This window comes from Streptomyces rubellus (assembly GCF_036323805.1).
In the GTDB taxonomy this organism is placed as follows: domain Bacteria; phylum Actinomycetota; class Actinomycetes; order Streptomycetales; family Streptomycetaceae; genus Streptomyces.
In genome coordinates this window covers 82697-105535 of sequence record NZ_JAZDCX010000009.1, presented here as the reverse complement: position 1 = coordinate 105535, position 22839 = coordinate 82697, and the positions used below count along the sequence as shown (strand labels likewise).

Here is a 22839-nt window from a genome sequence, read left to right as displayed (position 1 = left end):
TTCCGTTGGTCGCACCCACGGTGGTGCCGGATGCGGGGAGGTGGCCGCGGGCGGACGGATCCGGACTGTGACCATCGCCCGCACCGGGGTACAGGTAGGGACCATGAGCACTGTGCAGAACGAAGAGAGCGCTAGCCTCGTCGAGATCGAACTGCCCGACTGCACCGCCTCGAACGCCGCGGCCGTCTTCGCCGTACTGCGGTCGGCGTTCCCGCGGTCCCCCCAGCTGGGGGACGGCCGGGAGCGGGACGGCGGGGACGGCGGGGAGAAGCGGAGGTTCTGGGTGGGAACGGTCGACGTCAGCACGCACGGGGAGGTCGACTGCGCCCTGGAGCTGAAGGAGCCCACGGAGGCGGACATCAGCGGCAGTCCCGACTCGGTCCGGCAGGTCCAGGAGACGTTGTCCGGCTACTACGACGTCACCGCCGAGCCCCGGGTCTCCGGCGATCAGGAGGTGGAGGTAAGGCTGCGGCTCACCCAGCGGTGACCGGACCCACGAACGGCGACACCAGGGTGTCCTCCGGCCGCTGACCGGCCGGAGGGCACCCTGTTCCGTCCGCTGTCGCCCGATGCGACGAGCGGGTGACGGCGGGCCGGGCCGGCTGCCGGCCGCGGATTCCCGCTCCGTCCCGGCCCGCGGGCGCGCTGCCCGGCGGGCAGCCGCCCCGGCGGCGAACATCCCAACGTATCCCTCCCCCCGGCGCCGGACGCCGGAAGTTGTCCGGTCGTGAGTGCTCCTGAGCACCGGGCCGGACCGCCCCCGTACCTCCTGGCGGCCGGAGCGTGCGGACGGTGCGGGAGCGGCTCCCGCACCGTCCCACTCCGGCACGGACATCACCGTGGCCGCCTCGGCGGCCGTGGGTCCGTACGGCATCCCGGGCCGGTGGCTTCCCGCCGGCCAGCCCGCGCAGTGGAGGTCAGTGAGTTGAGTCACCGACGTGTGAAGAAGCGGACCGGCGCGACAGCAGGGGCGGGAGCGGTGGTCGTCGCGGCCGCGGCGATCGTGCTGCCGAACGCCAGCGCCAGCTGGAACGAGCCCGCCGGGGCCGGGCCGCGGACGCTCACCTTCGCGTCGGCCGCGCAGCTCGGTTCGACCCTCGCGGCGGACCTCGGGGCGGACGCCGCGGGCTGGTACTTCGACGACGGCGACGACCGGCTGGTGATGAACGTCCTGGACGAGGAGGCGGCCCGGGCGGCCGAGTCCCGGGGCGCCCGGGCGGTGATCGTCGAGAACAGCATGGCGGAGCTGAAGGCCGTCACCCGTACTCTGGGCGACACCGCGTCGATCCCCGGCACCGCCTGGTCGATCGACCCCAGGACCAACAAGGTCGTCGTCCTCGCCGACAGAACGGTCACCGGCGAGCGGATGGCGGCGCTGCGACAGGCCACCGGCGCACTGGACGGCACGGTGACCGTCAAGCGGTCCGCGGGCGAGTTCCGGCCCTTCACCGGGAACCGCGACGGCGTGGGCCGCGGTGAGGACGGCCGCGGTGGCGACGGCTTCGGCGAGAACGGCTTCGGGGACGACGACTCCCGGGGGAACGGCACCGGCGGCGGCGGCACCGGAAGCGTGACGGGCGGAAACGAGACGGGCGGTGCCACCGGTGGCGGCGGAGGTGCCGAGGGGGCCGGCGGAGTGGACGGCGGCGACGCCATCTTCGGCGGCGGATCGCGCTGCTCCCTCGGTTTCAACGTCACTCTCGACGGTGTCCCGGCCTTCCTGACCGCGGGCCACTGCGGCAACGCCTCGCGGACCTGGACCGCCGACGCCCGGGGCGGGGCGCCGCTGGGCACCGTCGTGGCGTCGCGGTTCCCGGTGAGCGACTTCGCGCTCGTCGTCTACGACGACCCCGCCGCCCCGGCCCCCGGCACGGTCGACCTCAAGGACGGCACCGTCCAGGAGATCACCCGGGTCGCCGAGGCGAGCGTCGGCATGCGGGTGCAGCGCAGCGGCAGTACGACAGGCCTCAGCGCGGGCACGGTCACCGGTCTGAACGCCACCGTCAACTACGGCAACGGCGACATCGTCAACGGCCTGATCCAGACCGACGTGTGCGCCGAGCCCGGCGACAGCGGCGGCGCGATGTTCTCCGGCGACGCCGCGGTGGGACTGACCTCGGGCGGCAGCGGTGACTGCACCCGGGGCGGCGAGACCTTCTTCCAGCCGGTCACCACCGCGCTGGAGGTCACCGGGGCCCAGCTCGGTGCCGGTGGCGGTGGCGGTGGCGCGGATGGCGGCATCGAGGACGGTGGCGCCGAGGCGCCCGCCGGAAACGGTTTCCGCGACCCGCGCCGGAACTGACCGCCCGCACCACCGCCCCGCCCCCCTCGCGGAACGGCGGAGCCCGGCCCCGCCCCTCAGCACGGCACGCCCCGGGAGCACCCGTCCCGTCTCCCACCCCCGGGGCGTGCCGTACGCCGTGCGCACGCCGACTGAGACCGCCGCGGACGGGTACCCGGCCCCGCGTACGTGACCGGTCGGCCGCGGGCCGCACCGCCTCCGCCGTCCTCCGAGGAGGGACCCCATGCCCATCGCGACGACCAACCCGGCCACCGGGGAGACCCTGCGGACCTTCGACGCCCTGGGACCGGAGGAGATCGAGACGCGACTGGAGCGCGCCGCCGGGGCCTTCGAGGAGTACCGCACCACCGGCTTCGGCGAGCGCGCCGGGCTGCTGCACCGGGCGGCCGACCTGCTGGAGAAGGACCGGGACGACATCGCCCGCACCGTGACCACCGAGATGGGCAAGCCGGTCACCGCGGCCCGGGCCGAGGCCGCCAAGTGCGTGAAGGCGATGCGCTGGTACGCCGAGCACGCCGCGGACCTGCTCGCCGACGAGCATCCCTCGCCGGCCGACGTCGAGGACAGCGGCGGCAGCGCCGCGTACGTGCGCTACCGTCCGCTGGGCCCGGTCCTGGCGGTGATGCCGTGGAACTTCCCGCTCTGGCAGGTGATCCGCTTCGCCGCGCCCGCGCTGATGGCGGGCAACACCGGTCTGCTCAAGCACGCCTCCAACGTGCCGCAGACCGCGCTGTACCTGGAGGACCTCTTCCGCCGCGCCGGTTACCCGGAGGGCTGCTTCCAGACCCTGCTGATCGGCTCCGGCGCGGTCGAGGGCGTCCTGCGCGACCCGCGGGTGGCCGCCGCTACGCTCACCGGCAGCGAGCCCGCCGGACGCTCGGTGGCCTCGGTGGCCGGCGACGAGATCAAGAAGACCGTCCTGGAGCTCGGCGGCAGCGACCCGTTCCTCGTCCTGCCCTCGGCGGACGTGGCGGAGGCGGCCGAGACGGCGGTGACCGCGCGGACCCAGAACAACGGCCAGTCCTGCATCGCGGCCAAGCGGTTCATCGTCCACGAGGAGGTGTATGACGAGTTCGCCCGGCTCTTCACGGACGGCATGCGGGCGCTGCGGGTCGGCGACCCGCTGGACGAGTCCACCGACGTCGGACCGCTGTCCAGCGAGCGGGGCAGGGCGGATCTGGAGGAACTGGTCGAGGACGCCCGCGAGCGCGGCGCGACCGTGCTGTGCGGCGGGCGGCGGCCCGCGAAGCACCCGGCCGGCTGGTTCTACGAGCCGACCGTCCTGGCGGACGTCACCTCGGAGATGCGTGTGCACCACGAGGAGACCTTCGGGCCGGTGGCGACCCTGTACCGGGTCGCGGACCTGGACCGGGCGATCGAGGTCGCCAACGACACCCCCTTCGGCCTGAGCTCCAACGTCTGGACCCGCGACGCGGCGGAGCAGGAGCGCTGCGTGCGCGATCTGCGGGCGGGCGGCGTCTACCTCAACGGCATGACCGCCTCGCACCCGGCGATGCCCTTCGGCGGGGTGAAGCGCTCCGGTTACGGCCGGGAGCTGGCGGGCCACGGCATCCGCGAGTTCTGCAACGCCACCACGGTCTGGCACGGCACGCCCCCGGACATGCCCGCCGCCGAGTAGCGCCGGGCGGCCTCCGGGGCATGGCGTCACCGGCCGGGGCGTACGGCCCCGCCGGTCCCCGCCGTCAGGCCTCGTCCAGCCTCAGCTCGGCCCACACGACGCGCCCCCGGGAACGGACCGCGGGGATGTCGCCCCAGGCGTCGGCGAGGGTGTCGACCAGCTGGAGCCCGCGCCCGCTGGTCGAGTCCGGGCCGGCCTGGCGCGGCGCGAGGCCGACCGGGCCGGTGCCCTGGTCGCACACCTCTATGCGCAGCCGCCGCTCACCCTGCAGGACGCGGCAGACGATCCGGTCGCTGGCGGTGTGCAGGACGGCGTTGGCGGCGAACTCGGATATCACCAGCTGTGCCGTGTCGATGACGCTCCGGGGGCAGTGCCAGCGGCCCAGCCACTCCGTGAGCAGGTGCCGCGCCGTCCCCACGGAGGAGCGCTGGGCCGGCACCTCGAACTGCGCCTGCTTCCGGGGGCGGGGGCGGGGGACGTGTACGGCCGCCGGGAACATGGGAACCATGTGCGAGGAGTGTGTGTGCGCGGAATAGGGGAGAGGAGCCATCACGGGCTCGCCTTTCGCGTGCCGGGGAACGCTCGCCGGCCGGCTGCTGCGTCCAGTGCGCCACGGCAGGGGAGGGTGGTGGGTGTGCGGACCGGGCGGGTGGTGGAGGATGGTCCGCGGACCGGGGCGGTTCGACGCCGGCGCGACCGCGTCGTGAACTGGATCACCCGGCTACTATGCTCACTGCTGCACGCAAAAGGCAAGAAGAGTTCTGCAAATTGCAAGATTTAACTTGCACCCTGGCTGCGTCGCCGGTGTCATGGCACACTGCTCTGCCGGCAAGGCGTGGGTGGGGAAGGAGAGGCCATGGGCGAGTCCCGGTCGGCGCCGACAGTGGGACAGATCGTCCTCGGCCTGCGACTGCGTGATCTGCGGGAGCGGGCGGGCAAGTCGTTCGACGAGGCCGCCGCGGTGCTGAGCGTGACGACGTCCACGGTCCGCCGCATGGAGAAGGCCGAGGTCGGCCTGCGTCCGCTGTACGTCAAGGCGCTGCTGGAGAGCTACGGTGTCGGGAAGGAGGAGGCCGACTCCTTCCTCGCGCTGGTGGAGAAGGCCAACCGGCCCGGCTGGTGGCACCGCTTCCGCAGCGTCCTGCCGGACTGGTTCAGCCTCTACGTCAGCCTGCAGAGCGAGGCGAGCCTCATCCGCTCCTACGAGCCCCACTGCGTTCCCGGTCTGCTCCAGACCGAGGACTACGCCCGGGCCCTGCTGCGGACCGGCTTCCCCGCGGCGGACGAGGAGGAGCTCGACCGCCGGGTCGCGCTGCGCATGGGACGGCAGCAGCTCCTGACCAAGCCCGGCGCGCCGCGGCTGTGGATGGTCCTGGACGAGCAGGTGCTGCGGCGGCCGGTCGGGAGCGCCGAGGTCATGCGGGCCCAGATCGACCGGCTGATCGAGGAGAGCGCCAAGCCGAACATCAGCCTGCAGGTCATGCCCTTCGAGGCCGGACCGCACCCCGGCATGTTCGGCCCCTTCCAGCTCTTCCGGTTCAGCTACCCGGAGCTGCCGGACGTCGTCTACAGCGAGAGCCTGACCGGCGCCGTCTACATCGACGAGCGCCCCGAGGTCACCACCTATCTGGAGGCGCTCGACCGCATGGTCACCCAGGCCGTTCCGGTGCAGGAGACCGAGCGGGTGCTGCGCGGGCTGCGCGAGAACTTCTGAGACGCCCGGACCGCCGGGGCCGGTCCGGTCCGGTGCCGTCTCAGCCGCCCGGCGGACGGCCGGTGCGGAGCATCCGCAGCACGGCCTCCTCGACGGCGCCCCGGGTGGCGGGCACCCCGAAGGCCGCCCGGTCCCCGAGGCGGTCGAGGACGGGGGCGATGGTCACGCCCTCCTCGTACAGCTCGACGACCCGCGGATTGATGTACGAGGCGCGGCACACCGCCGGAGTGTTGCCCAGGTACTCGGCCACCTCCCGCACGGCGCGGGTGACCGCGCGGCGGCGCGCGGTCACGTTCCGGTCGGCGTACCGCGAGACGGCCAGGGCGACGGAGGCCAGCACGGTGGCGTGCCAGGTGCGGAAGTCCTTGGCGGTGATGTCCACCCCGCCCTGCTCCTTCAGATAGGCGTTGAGCTCCTCGCCCGTCAGCTCGTGCCAGCCGGGCCGCTCCCGGTAGACGAACAACCGGTCGCCGCCCGCGCGGCGCCGCTTCAGGGCGCGTACGGACCGGCAGACCGCCGGATCGGCCACGGCGCGGACCTGCTCCCTGCCGTGCTTGGCCGGGTAGCTGAAGGTCACCGCGCCGCTGCCGCAGCTGGTGTGCTCGCGCAGCAGGGTGGTCAGGCCGTAGGAGTTGTTCCGCTCCGCGTAGCGCTCCCCGCCGACCCGGAAGAAACCCAGGTCCAGCAGGCGCGCGGCGGTGGCGAGCACCCGCTGCCGGGTCAGCCCGCGCTGCTCCAGGTGCTCCTCGACCGCGGCCCGGATACGGGGCAGCGCCTCGGCCACCTCCAGCACGTGGTCGTGTTTGGCCCGTTCCTGCTCGGCACGGAACCGCGGGTGGTACAGGTACTGGCGGCGGCCCGCGGTGTCGGTGCCCACGGCCTGGAGATGGCCGTTGGGCCTCGGGCAGATCCACACGTCCCGCCAGGCCGGCGGGATGGCCAGGGCCCGGATCCGGGCCAGCTCCGCCGGATCGCGCAGCGGCTCCCCCGAGGCGTCGAGGTAGCGGAAGCCGCGGCCGTGGCGCCGGCGGGTGTGGCCGGGGTCGTCGGGACGGGTGTGGCGCAGACGCAAGCGATCCTCCAGCCTCACCGGTGCGGTGCAGCTCGTGCGGACACCGCCGGTACGGCGGGCGCCCGCTCCCGTCCTTTTCGCTTCCCCCTTCCGGCGCAACCATGACAGTGCTCCGCCGTACCGCGCGGCGGGCGGCGTACTCCGGCCGGGCCGGGGAAACCGCTGGACGGAACACCCCTTGAGGAGGCTGTGGGATGCGAAGCGTGGGGATCGAGGAAGAGCTGCTCCTGGTGGACGCGGACAGCGGTGAGCCGCGGGCCGTCTCGGGGGCGGTGCTGGCCTCCGCGGGGGAGGACGAGGAACTCGAGAAGGAACTGCAGCGGGAGCAGGTGGAGACCGGTACCCGCCCCCGTACCCAGATGGTGGACCTCGCGGTCGAGGTGCGCCGGTGGCGCGGGGCGGCGTCCCAGCGGGCCCGGGCGGCCGGTGCCGAGGTCGCGGCGCTGGCCACCTCACCGGTGGAGGCCCACCCCTCACTCAGCCCCGACGAGCGCTACCGGCGGATGGCGCGGGAGTACGGCCTGACCGTGCAGGAGCAGCTCACCTGCGGCTGCCACGTGCATGTGGGCGTGGAGTCCGACGAGGAGGGGGTGGCGGTCCTGGACCGGATCCGGCCGTGGCTGTACCCGCTGCTGGCGATGAGCGCCAACTCGCCGTTCTGGCAGGGCACCGACAGCGGCTACGCCAGCTACCGAGGCCGGGTGTGGGGCAGATGGCCGTCGGCGGGACCGGTGGAGGTCTTCGGCTCGGCCGAGCGCTACCACGAGCAGGTGGGCTCGATGATCGGGACCGGGGCGCTGCTGGACGAGGGGATGATCTACTTCGACGCGCGGCTGTCGCGCAGCTACCCCACGGTCGAGGTGCGGGTCGCCGACGTGTGCCTGGACGTCCACGACACGGTGGTGATCGCCGCGCTCGTGCGCGGCCTGGTGGAGACCGCGGCACGCGCCTGGCGGGCGGGCGAGCCGCCGTCGCCGGTCGGTGTCGGTCTGCTGCGGCTGGCCGCGTGGCGGGCGAGCCGCTCCGGGCTCGCCGGCGACCTGGTGCACCCGGTGACCTTCAAGCCCGCGCCCGCCGAGGCCGTCGTGGGAGCCCTGGTGGACCATGTCGCCCCGGCCCTGTCGGACACCGGGGACCTGACCCTGGTCCGAGAGGGAGTGGAGGAGCTGTTCCGCCGGGGCAACGGCGCCGACGTCCAGCGTGCCGTCCTGGAGGAGACGGGCGACCTGGGGGACGTGGTGAAGGAGGCGGTCCGCAGGACCCTGGCCTGAGGGCCCGGGGCGAGGACGAGGCCGGGGCGTGCCCGGCGTTCCGCGGCGCTCAGCGTTCCGCCGCGTCCTTGTCCAGCGCCAGTGCCAGCACCCGCTGCTTGAGCCGGCCGATGCACTCGTCGCAGGCGTGGAAGACGGCCGTGCCGCCCCGGTGCCCCACCTCCGCCAGCGGCGTCACCGGTACGCCCTCGCGCCCGCACCACAGCCAGCAGGCGGCGGTACGGTGGGCGGGAGGGGTCCGGACCTGCTCCTCCAGACGGCGTATGCAGTCCTCGCAGGCGTACAGCGGGGCATGGGTGCCCCAGGAGATCACCGGTCCGAGCCAGGTCACCGCCGTGCCGGTGCGTTCGCACCACAGCCAGCAGTCACCGGTGACCCATGCGCACCAGCCGGCCCCGCCGGCCCCCTCCGGCCGCGGAACGCCGTCCCCTTCCGCGTCCTCCGCCTCCATGTCGGTGAGCACGGGGACGGCCTCCTCTCGTGGTTCCGAGGGGCGGCGCCCCGCGGTACGGCTCCGCCGGACCGGCCGGGTCCGCGGTGTCCGGCGCGCTGTCCGGCGCGCCCTGTCATGCGTACCCCGGATCGGCCGGCGGGGACAGCGGAACTCCGGTCAGCTTCCCGGGCTGTCGACGCTCTTTACAACAGCCCCCGGGAAACGGGAACCGGCCCGGTTCACCTGCGCGTCCACTGATCGCGGCCGTCAGGGGGACGGCCTTGGACAGGGGGGTACACCACTGTGTTTCGGACATCCAGCGGAGTTCTGCGCCAGGCGGCCGTCGTCGCGGTCCTGGCGGTGGCGGCGCTGACCGGGTGCCAGCCGGAGGACGTGCCGGCCGCGCCGGGCTCCTCCGGACCCGCCGTGCCGGACGCCTCGCAGCCCGCCACGCCGGGCACCCCGGCGCCGGACGGAGAGCGGGCTCTGGTGGACGCCGACGAGGCGGGCGGGCTGCGCAAGCACACGGGCGACGGAGCGGTCACGGACGTGCCGGTCGACCCGGGGGAGATGAGGGACGGCATGCGGTTGGTCGTCAGCCACTTCGCCGCCCCGGAAGGCGGCGACCCGATCCTCTTCGAGGGGGTCGACAACGTCCCCGAAGACCCCAGCAAGCGTCGTGAGCACCTCTTCCGCGGCATGCTGGAGCACATCCAGTGGGATCCCGAGCTGGGGCAGCCCACGGCCGAGCCGGTGGCCGACCCGGGACCGCTGGGCGGCTCGGTGGAGTGCCTGCTGGCCTCGCTCGCCGAGAGCGGCAACGTGATCTGCGGCTGGGCGGACGAGAGCACCGCCGCGGTCGCGCTGTTCCCGGACAGCGACCTGGCGGAGGCCGGGAAGCTGTTCGTGGCCATGCGCGGCGATCTGGAGCGCTGACCCCGTACAGCCGGGCCCGCGGCACCCCGTCCGGGGCGCCGCGGGCCCGGCGCGTACCCCGGCGTCTCGCCCCGTCCGCGGGGTCGCACGGTCCCGCTTCCGGTGTGCGTCGCCTCACACGTCCCACCCCGCGCACCGGTCACTCACCCCGGTCCGCAAAAGACCCAAAGAACCTATGGGTCATCCGATGGTACGAATGGGGCGGATCGGGGTAGAGGCAGTCGGGTGCGGCGGACTCGGAACCACATCCGCACCCGATGTTCGAAGGAGACCAGGACGTGACCGAGACAGCGAAGCGGGGAGCCACCACGGGCGACGACCGGCCGGTGCTCACCAACCGGCAGGGGCACCCGATCCACGACAACCAGAACCAGCGCACGGTCGGGGCCCGGGGCCCGGCCACGCTGGAGAACTACCACTTCCTGGAGAAGATCAGCCACTTCGACCGGGAGCGCATCCCCGAGCGCGTGGTGCACGCGCGCGGTGTGACGGCCTTCGGATTCTTCGAGGCGTACGGCTCCTGGGGCGACGAGCCCATCAGCCGCTACACCCGCGCCAAGCTGTTCCAGGAGCGGGGGAAGCGCACCGACGTGGCCGTCCGCTTCTCCACCGTCATCGGCGGCCGGGACTCCTCCGAGGCCGCCCGCGACCCCCGGGGCTTCGCGGTGAAGTTCTACACAGAGGAGGGCAACTGGGACCTGGTCGGCAACAACCTGGGCGTCTTCTTCGTCCGGGACGCGATCAAGTTCCCCGACGTCATCCACGCCCTCAAGCCCGACCCGGTGACGTTCGAGCAGCGGCCCGAGCGGATCTTCGACTTCATGTCGCAGACCCCGGAGTCGATGCACATGCTGGTGAACCTCTTCAGCCCGCGCGGCATCCCCGCCGACTACCGGCACATGCAGGGCTTCGGGGTCAACACCTACAAGTGGGAGAACGCCGACGGCCGCACCATGCTGGTCAAGTACCACTGGATGCCCAAGCAGGGCGTGCGCTCCATGACCGAGGAGGACGCCGCCAACGTCCAGGCCGACAGCCTCGGCCACGCCACCAAGGACCTGTACGAGGCCGTCGGGCGGGGCGAGTACCCGGAGTGGGAACTCCTGGTGCAGATGATGGACGACCACGAGCACCCGGAACTGGACTTCGACCCGCTGGACGACACCAAGACCTGGCCGGAGCAGGAGTTCCCGCCCAAGCCGGTGGGCCGGATGGTGCTCGACCGGATGCCGGACGACTTCTTCACCGAGAACGAGCAGATCGCCTTCGGCACCGGCGTGCTGGTCGACGGCCTGGACTTCTCCGACGACAAGATGCTGGTCGGCCGCACCTTCTCCTACAGCGACACCCAGCGCTACCGGGTGGGACCCAACTACCTCCAGCTGCCGGTGAACCGGGCCAAGGCCCCGGTGCACACCAACCAGAACGGCGGCCCGATGGCGTACGAGGTCGACCCCCGGGGTGAGAACCGGCACGTCAACTACGAGCCGTCCACTCTCGGCGGACTGCGGGAGGCCGAGGGCCCGGGCTACGGCGAGCAGGGGCCGGAGCTCCGCGGGCGGCTGACCCGCAGCCGCATCCCGCGGACCAACGACTACCTCCAGGCCGGGCAGCGCTACATGCTGATGGAGGACTGGGAGCGCGACGACCTGGTCAAGAACTTCGTCAACCAGTTCGGGCAGTGCCCGAGGCACATCCAGGAGCGGATGGTGTGGCACTGCCTGCTGGCCGAGAACGAGCTGGGGCTGCGGGTCGGCGACGGCCTCGGCATCTCCCCGCAGGACGTGGCGCACCTGGAGCCGCTGCCGGGCCAGCAGCTGACCGACGAGGACCGGGAGCGGCTGGCGAACCTGGGCAAGAACCCGCCGCGTGACGTGACCGGCCTGACGATGACGCACTGCGTCCCCGACGAGCGGCACGTGGTGACCCGCTGAGCCGGCGGCCCCGGCCGCCCGTCCCGCCGGACCCGGCCCGCCGCCCGGGCGCACCCGCCCGTGTGGCGGGCCGTTCACGGGGAATCCGTGCCAGGGACCCGGGAAGCGGCCCCCGGGCCGTGACAGGAACACCCGGCAGGAGAGGTCCGGTCGATGAAGAGAAGAAAGCAGAAAATGCTGTACAGGCCGGTGGGCCTCGGGCTCGGCATGCTGAGCGGTGCCATCGCGACCACGGCCTTCAAGCAGGCGTGGAAGCTCGTAAGCGACGAGGACGACGCCCCCGACCCCGGTGACGAGAACCGGAAGCTGAGCGAGATCCTGCTGGCCGCCGCGATCCAGGGAGTGATCTTCTCGGTGGTCAGGGCGGCGGTGGACCGCGGCGGTGCCGTGGTGGTCCGCAGGATGACGGGAAGCTGGCCGGGCTGAGCGTCCCGGACCGGCACCACGGACCGGCGGGCCGGCGGCGGGAACCCCCGTCGCCGGCCAGCCGGTGTCCGGTCACCCGGCCCACCGGGTCGTCGGGGGACCGGTGACCGCCTACGGTGGGTACCCGGCCGATCCCGGAGGTGTCCCTTGGCGCTCCCGAACCCCCCGCACTCCCCGCGGCCCGGCGCGGTGCCGGGCCCCGACCCGCTGCGCCGGCTGACCGTGGCGGAGCTCAGGCGGCGCACCAGCGTGAAGTGGCGCGCCCACCCCGAGGACGTGCTGCCGCTGTGGGTGGCGGAGATGGACGTTCCCCTCGCCGAGCCCGTCGCCCGGGCGCTCACCGAGGCCGTCGCCCTCGGCGACACCGGTTATCCGGCGGGCACGGGATACGCCGAGGCGCTGGCCGCCTTCGCCGCGGAGCGCTGGGACTGGCGGATCGGGACGGAGCACACCGCGCTCGTGCCCGACGTGATGCTGGGGATCGTGGAGGTGCTCAAGCTGGTCACCGGTCCCGGAGACGCGGTGGTCGTCAACCCGCCGGTGTACCCGCCCTTCTACGCGTTCGTCGAGCACCTGGACCGCCGGATCGTCGAGGCCCCGCTCGGCGCGGACCACCGGCTGGATCCCCGGGTGCTCCGCGGCGCCTTCGAGTCGGCCACCGCGGGCGGGCGGCGGGCCGCCTACCTGCTGTGCAGCCCCCACAACCCGACGGGCACCGTCCACACCCGGGGCGAACTGGAGCGGGTGGCCGCTCTGGCGGGGGAGCACCGGGTCCGGGTCGTCTCCGACGAGATCCACGCGCCCCTGGTGCTGCCCGGGGCGGAGCACGTCCCCTATCCGAGTGTGCGCGGCGCCTCGGACTCCTTCGCCGTGCTGTCGGCCTCCAAGGCGTGGAACCTCGCGGGGCTGAAAGCCGCTCTCGTGGTGGCGGGGCCGGGTGCCGCGGAGGACCTGGCCCGGATGCCCGAGGAGGTCTGGCACGGGGCGAGCCATCTGGGCGTCATCGCCCACGGTGCGGCCCTGCGCCACGGCGGCGACTGGCTCGACGCGCTGCTGGCCGGGCTGGACCGCAACCGGCGGCTGCTGGCCGGCCTGCTGGCGGAACACCTGCCCGCGGTGCGGTACCGGCCGGCCCAGGGCACGTATCTCGCCTGGCTGGACTGCCGCGCCCTCGGGCTGGGCGACGACCCGGCGGCGGTGTTCCTGGAGCGCGGCCGGGTGGCCCTCAACTCCGGACCCGACTTCGGCACGGGGGGCGCCGGGCACGTCCGGCTGAACACGGCCACCTCGCCGGAGGTGCTCGCCGAGGCGGTGCGGCGGATGGCCGCCGCGCTCTGAGGGGTCGGCGCCGAGGGGGCAGGACGGTGCTCGGCCGTACCGGCGTACCGGCGAAAACTTTCAGGGCTCCCGGCTGTGAGCTCCTCCGTTCAGGAGGCTGAACTCCTTTCACGTACACGCAACTTCCCGGATACAGGCCCTTGACCTGAGCATGCCCCGGTGATTTTCTTTCCGGAACCATTCCGGAAAGATCAGTGCGCCATTCCCTCTCCCGTCCATCACTCGCGGAGACTGAGCAATGAGAAGGCCCAACACCGGCTCGCAGGTTCCCCAGGACGCCAGCAGGAGAACGTTCCTGAGTCTGGTCCCGCTGACCGCCGCCGCCACCACCGTGCCCGCCGTCACCGCCTCCACCGCCCAGGCCGCGACGGCCAGGGGCGGCAGGCACGGCCGGGGCTCCGAGACCTACATCTCCTTCTCCCGCCGGGGCGGGAGCTTCCCCCTCGTCGCGGGCGGCAGGGCCGCGCCGCTGGTGGTCAGCGGCGCCGACCATCCGGGGGTGATCCGGGCGGTCGGCGACCTGCGCAAGGACACCGAGCGGGTCACCGGGGTCGAGCCCGCCGTCATGACGGACCGGGTGCCCCGGCGGTCCGAGGTCGTGATCATCGGAACCATCGGCCGGAGCCCGCTGATCGACAAGCTGATCGGCAGCGGCAAGCTCGACGTCTCCGGCATCGCGGGGAAGTGGGAGACCACCCTCGAGCAGGTGGTGGAGAACCCGCTGCCGGGCGTCCGCCGCGCCTTCGTGATCGCCGGCAGCGACCAGCGCGGCACCATCTTCGGGATCTACGAGACCACCCGGCAGATGGGCGTCTCGCCCTGGCACTTCTGGGACGACGTGCCGCCGCGCCGCCACGACGAGCTGTACGTCCTGTCCGGACGGCACACCCAGGGCACCCCGGCCGTGAAGTACCGCGGCATCTTCATCAACGACGAGAACCCGGCGCTGGGCACCTGGGCGCCCGAGTACTTCGGCCCCGGTCACGCCCCCGGCTTCCCCAACGGCTTCAACAGCGACTTCTACGCCCAGGTCTTCGAGACCATGCTCCGGCTCAAGGCCAACTACCTGTGGCCGGCCGTGTGGGGCCGGGCCTTCGCCGAGGACGACCCGAAGAACCACGAGACGGCCAAGGCGTACGGCATCGTGATGGGCACCTCGCACGAGGCGCCCATGATGCGCGGCATCGAGGAGTGGAACCGGCACGCCGTCGCCGCCAAGCGTGACGAGGACGGCAACATCACCGAGCCGGGCAGCGACCCGTACGGCGGCACCGGTGAGTGGAGCTTCCGCCGCAACGGCGAGGCCATCAAGAAGTACTGGGCCGACGGCATCCGCCGCATGCTGGAGGAGGACTTCGAGGGCGTCGTCACGCTCGGCATGCGCGGCAACGGCGACGTCAGCCTGCCCGACGGCGACGGCATCGACCTGATGGAGTCCATCCTCGACAGCCAGCGCGAGATCCTCCGCGAGATCACCGGGAAGTCCGACATCACCGGCATCCCACAGGTCCAGACCCTCTACAAGGAGGTCCAGCGGTACTGGGACAAGGGACTGCGGCCGCCGGAGGACGTCACCGTCGTCTTCTGCGACGACAACTGGGGCAACATGCGCAAGCTGCCCGACCAGTCGCTCCCGAAGCGCGCCGGCGGCTACGGCATGTACTACCACTTCGACTACGTGGGCGTCGGCCGCAACTACAAGTGGGTCGACACCATCAACCTGGTCAGCACCTGGGAGCAGCTCCACCTGACGTACACCTACGGCGTGGACCGCCTGTGGGTGGTCAACGTGGGCGACTTCAAGGCCGAGGAGATGCCCGCGCAGTTCTTCCTCGACTACGCCTGGGACCCCGAGCGCTGGCCGCTGGAGAAGCTGGAGGAGTGGGAGCGGCGGTACGCCGCGCAGAGCTTCGGTCCCCGGTACGCCGAGGAGATCGCCGAGGTGCTGCACACCTACGGCGTCCTCCAGGCCCGCCGCAAGCCCGAGCTGCTCAACCGCCGCATCACCCTCGACCCCGCCAAGGACCTCTCCCGGGACGAGGCGGCGGTGGTCTACGACGACGAGGCCAGCCCGTACCACCTCAACCACTACGGGGAGACGGCCCGGGTCACCGCGGAGTGGCGGAAGCTGGCGAAGAAGGCCGAGGCCATCGGGCGCAAGCTCCCCCGGGCCGACCAGGACGCCTATTACCAGCTGGTGCTCTACCAAGTGAAGGCGACCGCCAACCTCTACGAGCTGCGCGAGGCGGAGTTCACCAACATCCTCTACGCACAGCAGGGCCGCGCCGCCACCAACGACTACGCCGACCTCACCGACGCCCGCTTCGCCGCGGACCAGGCGATGTCGGACTACTACAACAACATCCTGGCCGGCGGCAAGTGGAAGGGCTTCCAGACCCAGCCGAAGATCGGCTACGGCGATGTGGAGCGCTACGGGCCCGACGCCTCCTGGCAGCAGCCCCAGACGCCCAACCATGTGGCCCTGCCCGACGAGGTCTATCCGGCGGTCCGGCGCATCGAGGTCCCCGGCCGCGCAGAACTGGGCGTGGCGGTCGACGGCTCCGACCAGTGGTGGCCCGAGGCGGACGGCAAGGCGGTACTCCCCGCCTTCAGCCCGTACCAGACCCGCCCCGACCAGTACATCGACGTCTTCAACCGCGGCAGCAGGCCGTTCGACTACCGGATCGTCCCGGCCGAGCCGTGGGTGAAGGTGCGCAAGGCCCGCGGCCGGGTGACCAAGGAGGTGCGCGCCACCGTCCACATCGACTGGGAGCGGGCCCCCGGGGGAGTGACCAGGGTGCCGATCACGGTCCACGGGCCGGACGGCGCCACCGTGGAGGTCCAGGCCGTCGTCGAGAAGCCCAGGCTCCCGCGCCGCAGGCTGCGGGGCTTCGTGGAGGCGGGCGGCTACCTCTCCATGGAGGCCGCGCACTACTCCCGGGCGGTCAACACCGCCGGGGTCCGCTGGCGGCGGCTGCCCGACATCGGGCGGGCGGAGGACGGCATGGAGCCGTACCCGGTCACCGCGCCCAGCCGCACCCCCGGCGGCCGCGGCCCGCGCCTGGAGTACGAGATGACCCTCACCACGGCCGGCGAGGCCGAGGTCTGGGTGTACCTGGCGCCCCGCAACAACGTCCTGCCGACGGAGGGCCTGCGGTACGCCGTCTCGATCGACGACGACGAGCCGCAGACCGTCGACGTCATCGCGGCCACGGGCGCGGACGACACCTCCATGAACAGGCGGTGGGCTAGGAACACCTCCGACAACGTCAACCGCACCTCCACCCGGCACACGATCGCCAGGGCGGGCACCCACACCCTGAAGCTGTGGATGGTGGACCCGACCGTCATCGTCCACCGGATCGTCGTGGACACCGGCGGACTGGAGCCCAGCTACCTGGGGCCGCCGGAGAGCATGCGGGCCGGCCGGCACCGGTGGTGACCGGTCCGCACCGGTCGCACCGCGGATGACCGATCCGGCCGGGACGAGCCACGGCTCGTCCCGGCCGGATCCGGTGGTGGCGCGTACGGCCCGCCCGCGGCCGTCCCGGCTTTCAGCCGCGGTCGCCGTCCCGGTGCGCGGTGTGCCTGCCGACCGGCCCGCGCTGCCGCGGCAGCGGCACGGACCGGCGCGGCAGCGCGTGCCGCGGCTGGGTGAGGGTGATCTGTCCCACGAGCTGGTGGAAGCAGACCAGGGCGGTGACAGGGGGGAGCCCGGCGGCGGCGATCCCGGAGAGGGTACGGGGGGCGTGGGCGACGCAGAGGACCACCGCGACGGTGGAGAAGAGCACCACCACGGCCCAGGAGTGCCGGGCCCGGCGCCGCAGGACGGTGGCGCGCAGGATCGACAGTGAGGCGGCCAGCCAGGGCCCGTAGACCAGCAGGGGCCACCACCGGGCGAGCTCGCCGAGCACATGGGGGCCGGCCAGCCGGCGCAGGGGGTCGTAGGAGACCAGCCCGCCCAGGACGCTGATCATCGCCACGACGCAGGCCGTCAGCGCCGCGACGGCGAAGCTGAACATGTGCAGCCATGACACCTCGGGACGGTGGGTCCGGCGGCGCCTGCGGCGCCGGACGACCGGGGACCGCGCCTCCCGGGGGTACTCGGGGGGGACGCCGGACACCTCGTCGTGAGGGACCGTTTCCGCAGTCGCCTCGAAGCGGCGCAGCACCCAGGTGGCCTCGTCCTTCCCGCCGGGTCCGTCACCGGGGCCACCGCCCGGGGCGGCGGGTGCCGTGTCCCGCGGCCGCTGGTGCCGGTTCCGGGACCGCGGCGGGGGAGAGGGGGGGAGCCGGCCGGGGTCGCGCAGCAGCTGGGCGAGTTCGGCCTCGAAGTCCCAGGCCGGGCCGAGGAGGTCCGACTCCGGCGGAGCGGGGGCCCTCTGCTCCGGCACCGCACCGAACCCGGGGGGAGCGGCCGTCCGCCGGCCGCCGGGATCCCCGGGCGCGGGTACGCCGTACGGCTCGAAGTACTGGTCCTGTTCACGCACGGCCGCCCCGTCCGGAGCGGCGGTGCGCGGATGCGGACAACGGATCTGGTGAAGTCACGTCTTCAACAACGAAGGCGGGACCCGGCCGGACGACCGGCATTCGGGTGAACCGGCAAGGCATACGGTCCTACCGGCGGCTCCCTCCGCCGTCGGATTTCTCCGGCTGTCCGTCCGCCGGCCCGTGCCGGGCGGGCACGGCGCGCACGGACGCTCCCGGAATCCTCCGGAGCGCGGCGTTCTCCCGCGGGCACTCCCCGCATCCCTGCACCCCCGGGCCGGGGCCCGGACATGCCCGACTCCGGCCTGCGGCTTGACTGGTACAGACCAAAACGCTTAGGTGGTCTTGACCAATCCCCCCACAAGAAAGGGACGTTCAGGTGATACGACCACGTGTAATGGCCGGCGTCGCCGCGGCCGCGCTCGCGGGTTCCCTGGCGGTCACCCTCCCCGCCGGCACGGCCTCCGCCGCGGAGTGCGCCTCCGCCTGGAACTCCTCGGCGGTCTACCACAACGGTGACACCGTCTCCCACAACGGCCGCAACTGGACCGCCCAGTGGTGGACCCAGAACGAGACGCCGCCCGGAACCTCCGGGGTCTGGAAGGACAAGGGCGCCTGCGGCGGTACCGCGCCCAACCCCGCCGACCCCGACCCCTCGGGATTCGTGGTCAGCGAGGCGCAGTTCAACCAGATGTTCCCGAACCGGAACTCCTTCTACACCTACCAGGGACTGACGGCGGCCCTGAGCGCCTACCCCGCCTTCGCCGGAACCGGTGACGAGACCACGCGGAAGCGGGAGGCCGCCGCCTTCCTCGCCAACGTCAACCACGAGACCGGCGGACTGGTCCACATCGTGGAGCAGAACACCGCCAACTACCCGCACTACTGCGACCAGAGCCAGCCGTACGGCTGCCCCGCCGGACAGGACGCCTACTACGGGCGCGGCCCGGTCCAGCTGAGCTGGAACTTCAACTACAAGGCGGCGGGCGACGCGCTGGGCATCGACCTGCTGAACAACCCCCACCTGGTGGAGCGGGACGCCGCGGTCGCCTGGAAGACGGCCCTGTGGTACTGGAACACCCAGAGCGGTCCGGGCACCATGACCCCGCACGACGCGATGGTCAACGGACACGGCTTCGGCGAGACCATCCGCAGCATCAACGGCGCCCTGGAGTGCGGCGGGAGGAATCCCGCCCAGGTGCAGAGCCGGGTCGACAAGTACCGGGAGTTCACCCGGCTCCTGGGGACCACCCCCGGTGACAACCTGACCTGCTGACAGGGCAGTTGACGCGAACACCCCGCGCCGCCGCAGCCGCCGTCCGCACGGCGGGCGGCGGCGCGGGACTTTCTGTTCACAGGAAGGATCGTTCCTACCCCTACCCCCGGACGTATCCGGACGGAATACTGCCGGGCCATGACGCTCACAGACGAACACGTCACCGCGGAACGGCTGGCGGAACTGCTCGCCGACGACTCCATCGCCATGGCGCACCGGGCGCTGTGGCTGCTGCTGTGGGAAGGGGATCTGCGGGTGCTGGACCTGCTCTCCCTGGAGATCCAGGACATCGACCTGGCGGGGCGCCGGGTGACCGGCGTCTGCGGCCGGGAGGTGCCCGAGGGGGAGGGAGGCCTCAGCGAACGGGCGGTGGAGGTGTTGGGCCTGCTGATCGGGGACCGGGGATCGGGTCCGCTGTTCGCCGTCGGCGGCCGGGCCCTGAGCTGGGAGCAGGTGATGCAGACCGCGGACGAGCAGGGACACCCCGTCCACGCGTTCCGGGTGGGCGGCCGGCGCCACCGGCAGGGGTGAGCGGACCGGCCACCCGGAATGAGACGGTGACCGGCGCCGTGCGTAACGGGAGATGTCACCTCTCTCCCACCCAGGAAGGCCAACGATGCGTTTCACGGGACGTACCGCGGTCCGGGCCGCCGCGTTCATCGGCTCGCTCGTACTCGCCGCGGGCTGCGCCGCGTCCGGCGGCGGCACCGCGGACGGGGGGTCCGGCAGCGGCGCGAGCGGCGGAACGAGCGGGGCGGAGCAGAAGCGGAAGACACCGGAGACCGCCAGGGGCACTCTGGAACAGCTCGCCGCCCGCACCGAGTGCGAGCCGCAGGTGCAGACCGACGCCGAGGAACTGCGGCAGGGGGTCTGCACGACCGGCGACGGACGGTACGTGCTCACCACGTTCGCCACGGCCGGGGGGCAGCGGAGCTGGCTCACGGAGGCCAAGCCCTACGGCGGCACCTACCTCGTCGGCGAGAAATGGGTCGCCGTGGGCGAGCCCGGCATGCTGGGAAAGCTGCGCGGCCGGCTCGGCGGCGCCGTGGAGTCCGGGGCGTCGCACTCCGGGGACAGTGGAGGCGACGGCGGCGCGCACGCGCACTCCGGCGGGGACGGCCACGAGGGACACCAGGGACACGGCTGAGACCGGCCGCGCAGCGGATCGGGTACCCGGACCGGCGCGTTCGCCGGTCCGGGAAGGGGCTCGGGACGGGGCCCGGGCTTCTCCCGGACCCCGTCCCGGCAGGTTTCAGTCCGGCCGGGCCGGATCAGCGGCGCGGGCCCCGGAGCGCCTCACTGGCAGTCCCGGCCCTCGTTGATGCAGGTGACCACTTCCGCCATGAGCTCGTCGGACATGACGTTGATGAAGTCACCGTGGTCGGTGATGGGCTTGTGGAGCTGCTCGGGGAAGGAGTCGACGGCGAACACCTCGCCCCGGGGCAGGTCATAGGTGACGCGCTGCACCATCTGGGGGATGGCCTGGAAGCCGTCGGGGCAGGAACCGTCCTCGGCCGCGAAGGCGACATGGGTGCGGTGGTTGGCGCTGTCGATGTTCTGGCCGTCCCAGCAGCTCTGGAAGCGGAAGGTGCGCACCACCTGGCTGCCCTCGGGACACAGCGGGTACTTGTCGCGCAGCTGGCGGTCCTCGAAGCCGGTGCAGGACCAGGAGGCGTTGGCGTTGGCGTCGCCGTTGGTGAAGGCCTTGGCGTCACCGGTGATGATGCGCAGGAAGCGGGGCATGGCCACCACGGGCGAGGTGGGGTTGCCGCGGAAGAAGAGGGTCACCGAGGCGGGGGTCTGGATCTTGCCGACATTGCCCTCGGTGCCGCCGCCGGGCGCGTCGGCGTCCTGCTCGGCCTCGCCGTTCTGCACACGCAGCACGGGCCAGAAGTAGCCGGAGCGGTCCTCGGGGTTGGCGCAGCTGGTCTCGGCGGCGGCGAGGGACTCGTTGGTGGAGAAGGCGTTGTTGTCCTGGTTGCCGACGTAGTCGTGCATGTGGTGGGCGCCGTTGCTCACCCCGGGGGCGACGATGACGTTGTCGGAGTTGAAGTTGCCGTTCTCGTTGCGGCCGCACTCGGTGGTGAAGGTGCCGCTGGAGCCGTTGCCGAAGTCGGGCTCGGAGAAGTTGGGCTGTACCTCGCGGATGTCGACGAAGTCCTCCGGGGACGGACCGTTCCCGCCCTGGCCGGGGGCGCCGCCCTGATCGCCGCCCTGTCCCTGGTCGCCGCCCTGGTTCTGGCCGCCGTCGTCCTGCTGCTCGCCGTCCTGGCCGGCGTTCTGGCCCTGGTCGCCGCCCTGGCCGCCGTCCTGGTTCCGGCCGCCGCCGCGGCCCTTGTTGCCGTTGTCCCGCGCCTTGCACGGTGCCAGCCGCTCCAGCCCGCCGGGCCGGTCCCCGAACCGGCCGATGGAGATCTGGATCCGCTCGATCGTCGCGCGCCGCTTGCTCTCCAGCGGGCCGAGGATCGCGTTCCGGACGAAGCCGGGGTCGTTCGCCACCTGTTTCCCGGAGCGGGCCAGCCGCTGGTACGCCTCGGCGACCTGGGTGTCCAGCAGCGCCAGGTTGCGGTCCACCTCACGGCGGGACCGGTCGGGCACCTGACTGAGCTCGTTCACCACCTCCGGGCAGTCGATGGTCGCGACGTTCTGGAGGCGCCGGTCCGTCCGCTCCCGTGCACCGTCGTGCTTGGAGCCGGCGCTGGCGTAGACGTTGACGGCGACCAGTCCGCCTCCTCCCAGCAGAAGGGCTGTCGCCGCGGCGATCGCTCTGTTCACCACGGGAGAGCGTTTGTGCGCTTTCTTCTTCATGGGACTCCTCAGCACTCCTCTTGCGTCGTTCCGGCCTATCGGCTTTCCGGATAGGGGGAAGCTCCTGGTACATACGGAGGGCCCCTAGAGGCCGTTCAGAAGTGCTCGGGTTGTGCCAAATAATTCGCTGAGCCGCCGGTCGGAGCGGGCGCCCGGAGGCGGAGAACCGGTGGCTGCCGCGTGTGGACCCCCGCGTCGGGGGAACCCCCTAGTCCGTGCCAGTACGTAAGCGTTACGCGGTGGCGGCCTCGGGCCAGTGGCGGGACGAGGAGGACAACCTCCGGCTGCCCGCGGGCGAGGTGCACGCCTGGGAGCAGGGCATGAACCAGACCGTGTGCGGACTGTCCCTCAGCCGCTCCCGGCTGGGGCGCTTCCCCCACGTGGAGTGGACCGACGTCATACCCGAGTCGGGCGGCGCGGCCGACCGCGTCCGGCGCCTGTGCCCGCGGTGCGCCTCGGTGGCGGGCCGGCGGGGCGCCGACGCGCGGCCCCGGTGGCGGCGCGAGAACCCCAGGCCCTGAGCCCCCGGACACCGGGCCCCCGGCCCGCGGCGGGCGGAGGCCGAGGCCGCACGGACGAAGTACCCAGGACATACCGATCAGGAGGAGGAGCCGATGAGCGGTGCCATGGACCAGGCCGCCGAGACCGTGGGCCGGGCCACCGGCGCGGACGAGTACTCCGAGGGAGGGGAGGTCTCACTGCGCGGGCTCGTCACTCTGGCGGGGGTCTACGCGAGCGGGATCGGGGTGTTCGCCTGGCGGACGCGGGCCTCGGGACGGCAGCTTCCGGAGCGGGTGCCTCCCCTGGACCTGCTGCTGATGGGAGTGGCCACCTACCGCAGCTCCCGGCTGCTGACCAAGGACAAGGTCACCAGCTTCCTGCGGGCCCCCTTCACCCGCCGCGCCGGCAGCCTCCACGGGGCCGAGGTCATGGACGAACCCCGCGGGCACGGGCTGCATAGGTCGGTGGGGGAGCTGCTGGCCTGCCCCTTCTGCGTCGCGATGTGGGTCGCCAGCGGACTGACCATGGGGTATGTCGCCGCCCCGCGCGCCACCCGGCTGGTCGTCTCGTGCCTGAGCACGGTGGCCTTCTCCGACTGGCTGCAGTACGCCTGGAGCCTGACCCAGCAGAAGGCCGAGGACTGACGGGGGCGGCGGAGGGCGGGGAAGGGCCGAGGAGGGAACCCGGGGCGTCCCGGCCGG

Annotated in this window: 20 protein-coding genes; 15 read left to right on the top strand and 5 right to left on the bottom strand. The window is 72.7% G+C overall.

Annotated features, from left to right (window positions below; genetic code table 11):
• The first annotated feature begins 103 nt into the window (after window positions 1–103).
• The 3 genes from V1L54_RS12795 (at window position 104) to V1L54_RS12785 (ending at window position 3941) form a co-directional block, all read left to right on the top strand.
• Window positions 104–487 carry a hypothetical protein gene (locus V1L54_RS12795; protein WP_330118088.1) on the top strand — a complete coding sequence of 128 codons (384 nt, stop codon included), beginning with the start codon at window positions 104–106 and terminating at the stop codon, window positions 485–487.
• 438 nt (window positions 488–925) lie between these two features.
• Window positions 926–2302 carry a S1 family peptidase gene (locus V1L54_RS12790; RefSeq protein WP_330118087.1) on the top strand — a complete coding sequence of 459 codons (1377 nt, stop codon included), beginning with the start codon at window positions 926–928 and terminating at the stop codon, window positions 2300–2302.
• 223 nt (window positions 2303–2525) lie between these two features.
• A complete protein-coding gene (locus tag V1L54_RS12785; protein ID WP_330118086.1) occupies window positions 2526–3941 on the top strand; it encodes an NADP-dependent succinic semialdehyde dehydrogenase in 1416 nt (471 codons plus the stop codon).
• 64 nt (window positions 3942–4005) lie between these two features.
• Here the strand turns inward: V1L54_RS12785 and V1L54_RS12780 are convergent, their stop codons facing one another.
• Window positions 4006–4449 (bottom strand): ATP-binding protein, encoded by a 444-nt coding sequence (locus V1L54_RS12780; RefSeq protein WP_330118085.1) that lies wholly within the window; start codon window positions 4447–4449, stop codon window positions 4006–4008.
• A gap of 348 nt (window positions 4450–4797) precedes the next feature.
• On the opposite strand from V1L54_RS12780, the gene V1L54_RS12775 reads away from it, so the two are divergent.
• Window positions 4798–5655: a Sco1979 family transcriptional regulator gene (locus tag V1L54_RS12775; RefSeq protein WP_330118084.1), complete on the top strand. Its 858-nt coding sequence runs from the start codon at window positions 4798–4800 to the stop codon at window positions 5653–5655.
• Between the two features lie 40 nt (window positions 5656–5695).
• On the opposite strand, the gene V1L54_RS12770 is transcribed toward V1L54_RS12775, so the two are convergent.
• Entirely contained in the window at window positions 5696–6727 is a 1032-nt protein-coding gene (locus V1L54_RS12770) for a DNA topoisomerase IB (protein ID WP_330118083.1), read from the bottom strand.
• Window positions 6728–6921: 194 nt separating this feature from the next.
• Between V1L54_RS12770 and V1L54_RS12765 the strand changes: the two genes are divergently transcribed.
• Window positions 6922–7998 carry a glutamate--cysteine ligase 2 gene (locus tag V1L54_RS12765; protein ID WP_330118082.1) on the top strand — a complete coding sequence of 359 codons (1077 nt, stop codon included), beginning with the start codon at window positions 6922–6924 and terminating at the stop codon, window positions 7996–7998.
• A 49-nt stretch (window positions 7999–8047) separates the two neighbouring features.
• Here the strand turns inward: V1L54_RS12765 and V1L54_RS12760 are convergent, their stop codons facing one another.
• The gene (locus V1L54_RS12760) at window positions 8048–8461 is read right to left on the bottom strand and encodes a hypothetical protein (RefSeq protein WP_330118081.1); all 414 of its coding nucleotides are present in this window, start codon (window positions 8459–8461) and stop codon (window positions 8048–8050) included.
• A gap of 273 nt (window positions 8462–8734) precedes the next feature.
• On the opposite strand from V1L54_RS12760, the gene V1L54_RS12755 reads away from it, so the two are divergent.
• The 5 genes from V1L54_RS12755 to V1L54_RS12735 all read left to right on the top strand — a co-directional run bounded on the left by V1L54_RS12755 (window position 8735) and on the right by V1L54_RS12735 (window position 16507).
• Window positions 8735–9367: a hypothetical protein gene (locus V1L54_RS12755; protein ID WP_330118080.1), complete on the top strand. Its 633-nt coding sequence runs from the start codon at window positions 8735–8737 to the stop codon at window positions 9365–9367.
• 278 nt (window positions 9368–9645) lie between these two features.
• The gene (locus V1L54_RS12750; protein ID WP_330118079.1) at window positions 9646–11301 is read left to right on the top strand and encodes a catalase; all 1656 of its coding nucleotides are present in this window, start codon (window positions 9646–9648) and stop codon (window positions 11299–11301) included.
• Window positions 11302–11475: 174 nt separating this feature from the next.
• On the top strand, window positions 11476–11727 hold the full coding sequence (locus V1L54_RS12745) for a DUF4235 domain-containing protein (protein WP_330118078.1): 252 nt from the start codon (window positions 11476–11478) through the stop codon (window positions 11725–11727).
• Window positions 11728–11874: 147 nt separating this feature from the next.
• The gene (locus tag V1L54_RS12740) at window positions 11875–13065 is read left to right on the top strand and encodes a MalY/PatB family protein (RefSeq protein WP_330118077.1); all 1191 of its coding nucleotides are present in this window, start codon (window positions 11875–11877) and stop codon (window positions 13063–13065) included.
• A gap of 238 nt (window positions 13066–13303) precedes the next feature.
• Window positions 13304–16507, top strand: coding sequence for a glycosyl hydrolase 115 family protein (locus V1L54_RS12735; RefSeq protein WP_330118076.1), 3204 nt, complete (start codon window positions 13304–13306; stop codon window positions 16505–16507).
• Between the two features lie 112 nt (window positions 16508–16619).
• Here V1L54_RS12735 and V1L54_RS12730 read toward each other — a convergent pair whose 3' ends face one another.
• Window positions 16620–17555 carry a DUF2637 domain-containing protein gene (locus V1L54_RS12730; RefSeq protein WP_330118075.1) on the bottom strand — a complete coding sequence of 312 codons (936 nt, stop codon included), beginning with the start codon at window positions 17553–17555 and terminating at the stop codon, window positions 16620–16622.
• Between the two features lie 395 nt (window positions 17556–17950).
• On the opposite strand from V1L54_RS12730, the gene V1L54_RS12725 reads away from it, so the two are divergent.
• The 3 genes from V1L54_RS12725 (at window position 17951) to V1L54_RS12715 (ending at window position 19976) form a co-directional block, all read left to right on the top strand.
• A complete protein-coding gene (locus V1L54_RS12725) occupies window positions 17951–18829 on the top strand; it encodes a glycoside hydrolase family 19 protein (RefSeq protein ID WP_330118074.1) in 879 nt (292 codons plus the stop codon).
• A 138-nt stretch (window positions 18830–18967) separates the two neighbouring features.
• A complete protein-coding gene (locus V1L54_RS12720; RefSeq protein WP_330118073.1) occupies window positions 18968–19360 on the top strand; it encodes a site-specific integrase in 393 nt (130 codons plus the stop codon).
• A gap of 85 nt (window positions 19361–19445) precedes the next feature.
• Window positions 19446–19976, top strand: coding sequence for a hypothetical protein (locus V1L54_RS12715; protein ID WP_330118072.1), 531 nt, complete (start codon window positions 19446–19448; stop codon window positions 19974–19976).
• Between the two features lie 149 nt (window positions 19977–20125).
• Here the strand turns inward: V1L54_RS12715 and V1L54_RS12710 are convergent, their stop codons facing one another.
• The gene (locus V1L54_RS12710; protein WP_330118071.1) at window positions 20126–21637 is read right to left on the bottom strand and encodes a DUF1996 domain-containing protein; all 1512 of its coding nucleotides are present in this window, start codon (window positions 21635–21637) and stop codon (window positions 20126–20128) included.
• A 215-nt stretch (window positions 21638–21852) separates the two neighbouring features.
• Here V1L54_RS12710 and V1L54_RS12705 point away from each other — a divergent pair, with 215 nt between their 5' ends.
• Together V1L54_RS12705 and V1L54_RS12700 are read left to right on the top strand one after the other, a co-directional pair.
• Complete coding sequence (locus V1L54_RS12705) at window positions 21853–22158, top strand: hypothetical protein (protein ID WP_330118070.1); 306 nt, start codon at window positions 21853–21855, stop codon at window positions 22156–22158.
• A gap of 93 nt (window positions 22159–22251) precedes the next feature.
• On the top strand, window positions 22252–22782 hold the full coding sequence (locus tag V1L54_RS12700; RefSeq protein WP_330118069.1) for a DUF1360 domain-containing protein: 531 nt from the start codon (window positions 22252–22254) through the stop codon (window positions 22780–22782).
• The last annotated feature ends 57 nt before the right edge of the window (window positions 22783–22839 follow it).

Coding starts and splice junctions, on each gene's coding strand:
- V1L54_RS12795 (WP_330118088.1), top strand. CDS start 104: ATGAGCACTGTGCAGAACGAAGAGAGCGCTAGCCTCGTCGAGATCGAA.
- V1L54_RS12785 (WP_330118086.1), top strand. CDS start 2,526: ATGCCCATCGCGACGACCAACCCGGCCACCGGGGAGACCCTGCGGACC.
- V1L54_RS12780 (WP_330118085.1), bottom strand. CDS start 4,449: ATGGTTCCCATGTTCCCGGCGGCCGTACACGTCCCCCGCCCCCGCCCC.
- V1L54_RS12775 (WP_330118084.1), top strand. CDS start 4,798: ATGGGCGAGTCCCGGTCGGCGCCGACAGTGGGACAGATCGTCCTCGGC.
- V1L54_RS12765 (WP_330118082.1), top strand. CDS start 6,922: ATGCGAAGCGTGGGGATCGAGGAAGAGCTGCTCCTGGTGGACGCGGAC.
- V1L54_RS12745 (WP_330118078.1), top strand. CDS start 11,476: ATGCTGTACAGGCCGGTGGGCCTCGGGCTCGGCATGCTGAGCGGTGCC.
- V1L54_RS12735 (WP_330118076.1), top strand. CDS start 13,304: ATGAGAAGGCCCAACACCGGCTCGCAGGTTCCCCAGGACGCCAGCAGG.
- V1L54_RS12725 (WP_330118074.1), top strand. CDS start 17,951: ATGGCCGGCGTCGCCGCGGCCGCGCTCGCGGGTTCCCTGGCGGTCACC.
- V1L54_RS12720 (WP_330118073.1), top strand. CDS start 18,968: ATGACGCTCACAGACGAACACGTCACCGCGGAACGGCTGGCGGAACTG.
- V1L54_RS12715 (WP_330118072.1), top strand. CDS start 19,446: ATGCGTTTCACGGGACGTACCGCGGTCCGGGCCGCCGCGTTCATCGGC.
- V1L54_RS12710 (WP_330118071.1), bottom strand. CDS start 21,637: ATGAAGAAGAAAGCGCACAAACGCTCTCCCGTGGTGAACAGAGCGATC.
- V1L54_RS12700 (WP_330118069.1), top strand. CDS start 22,252: ATGAGCGGTGCCATGGACCAGGCCGCCGAGACCGTGGGCCGGGCCACC.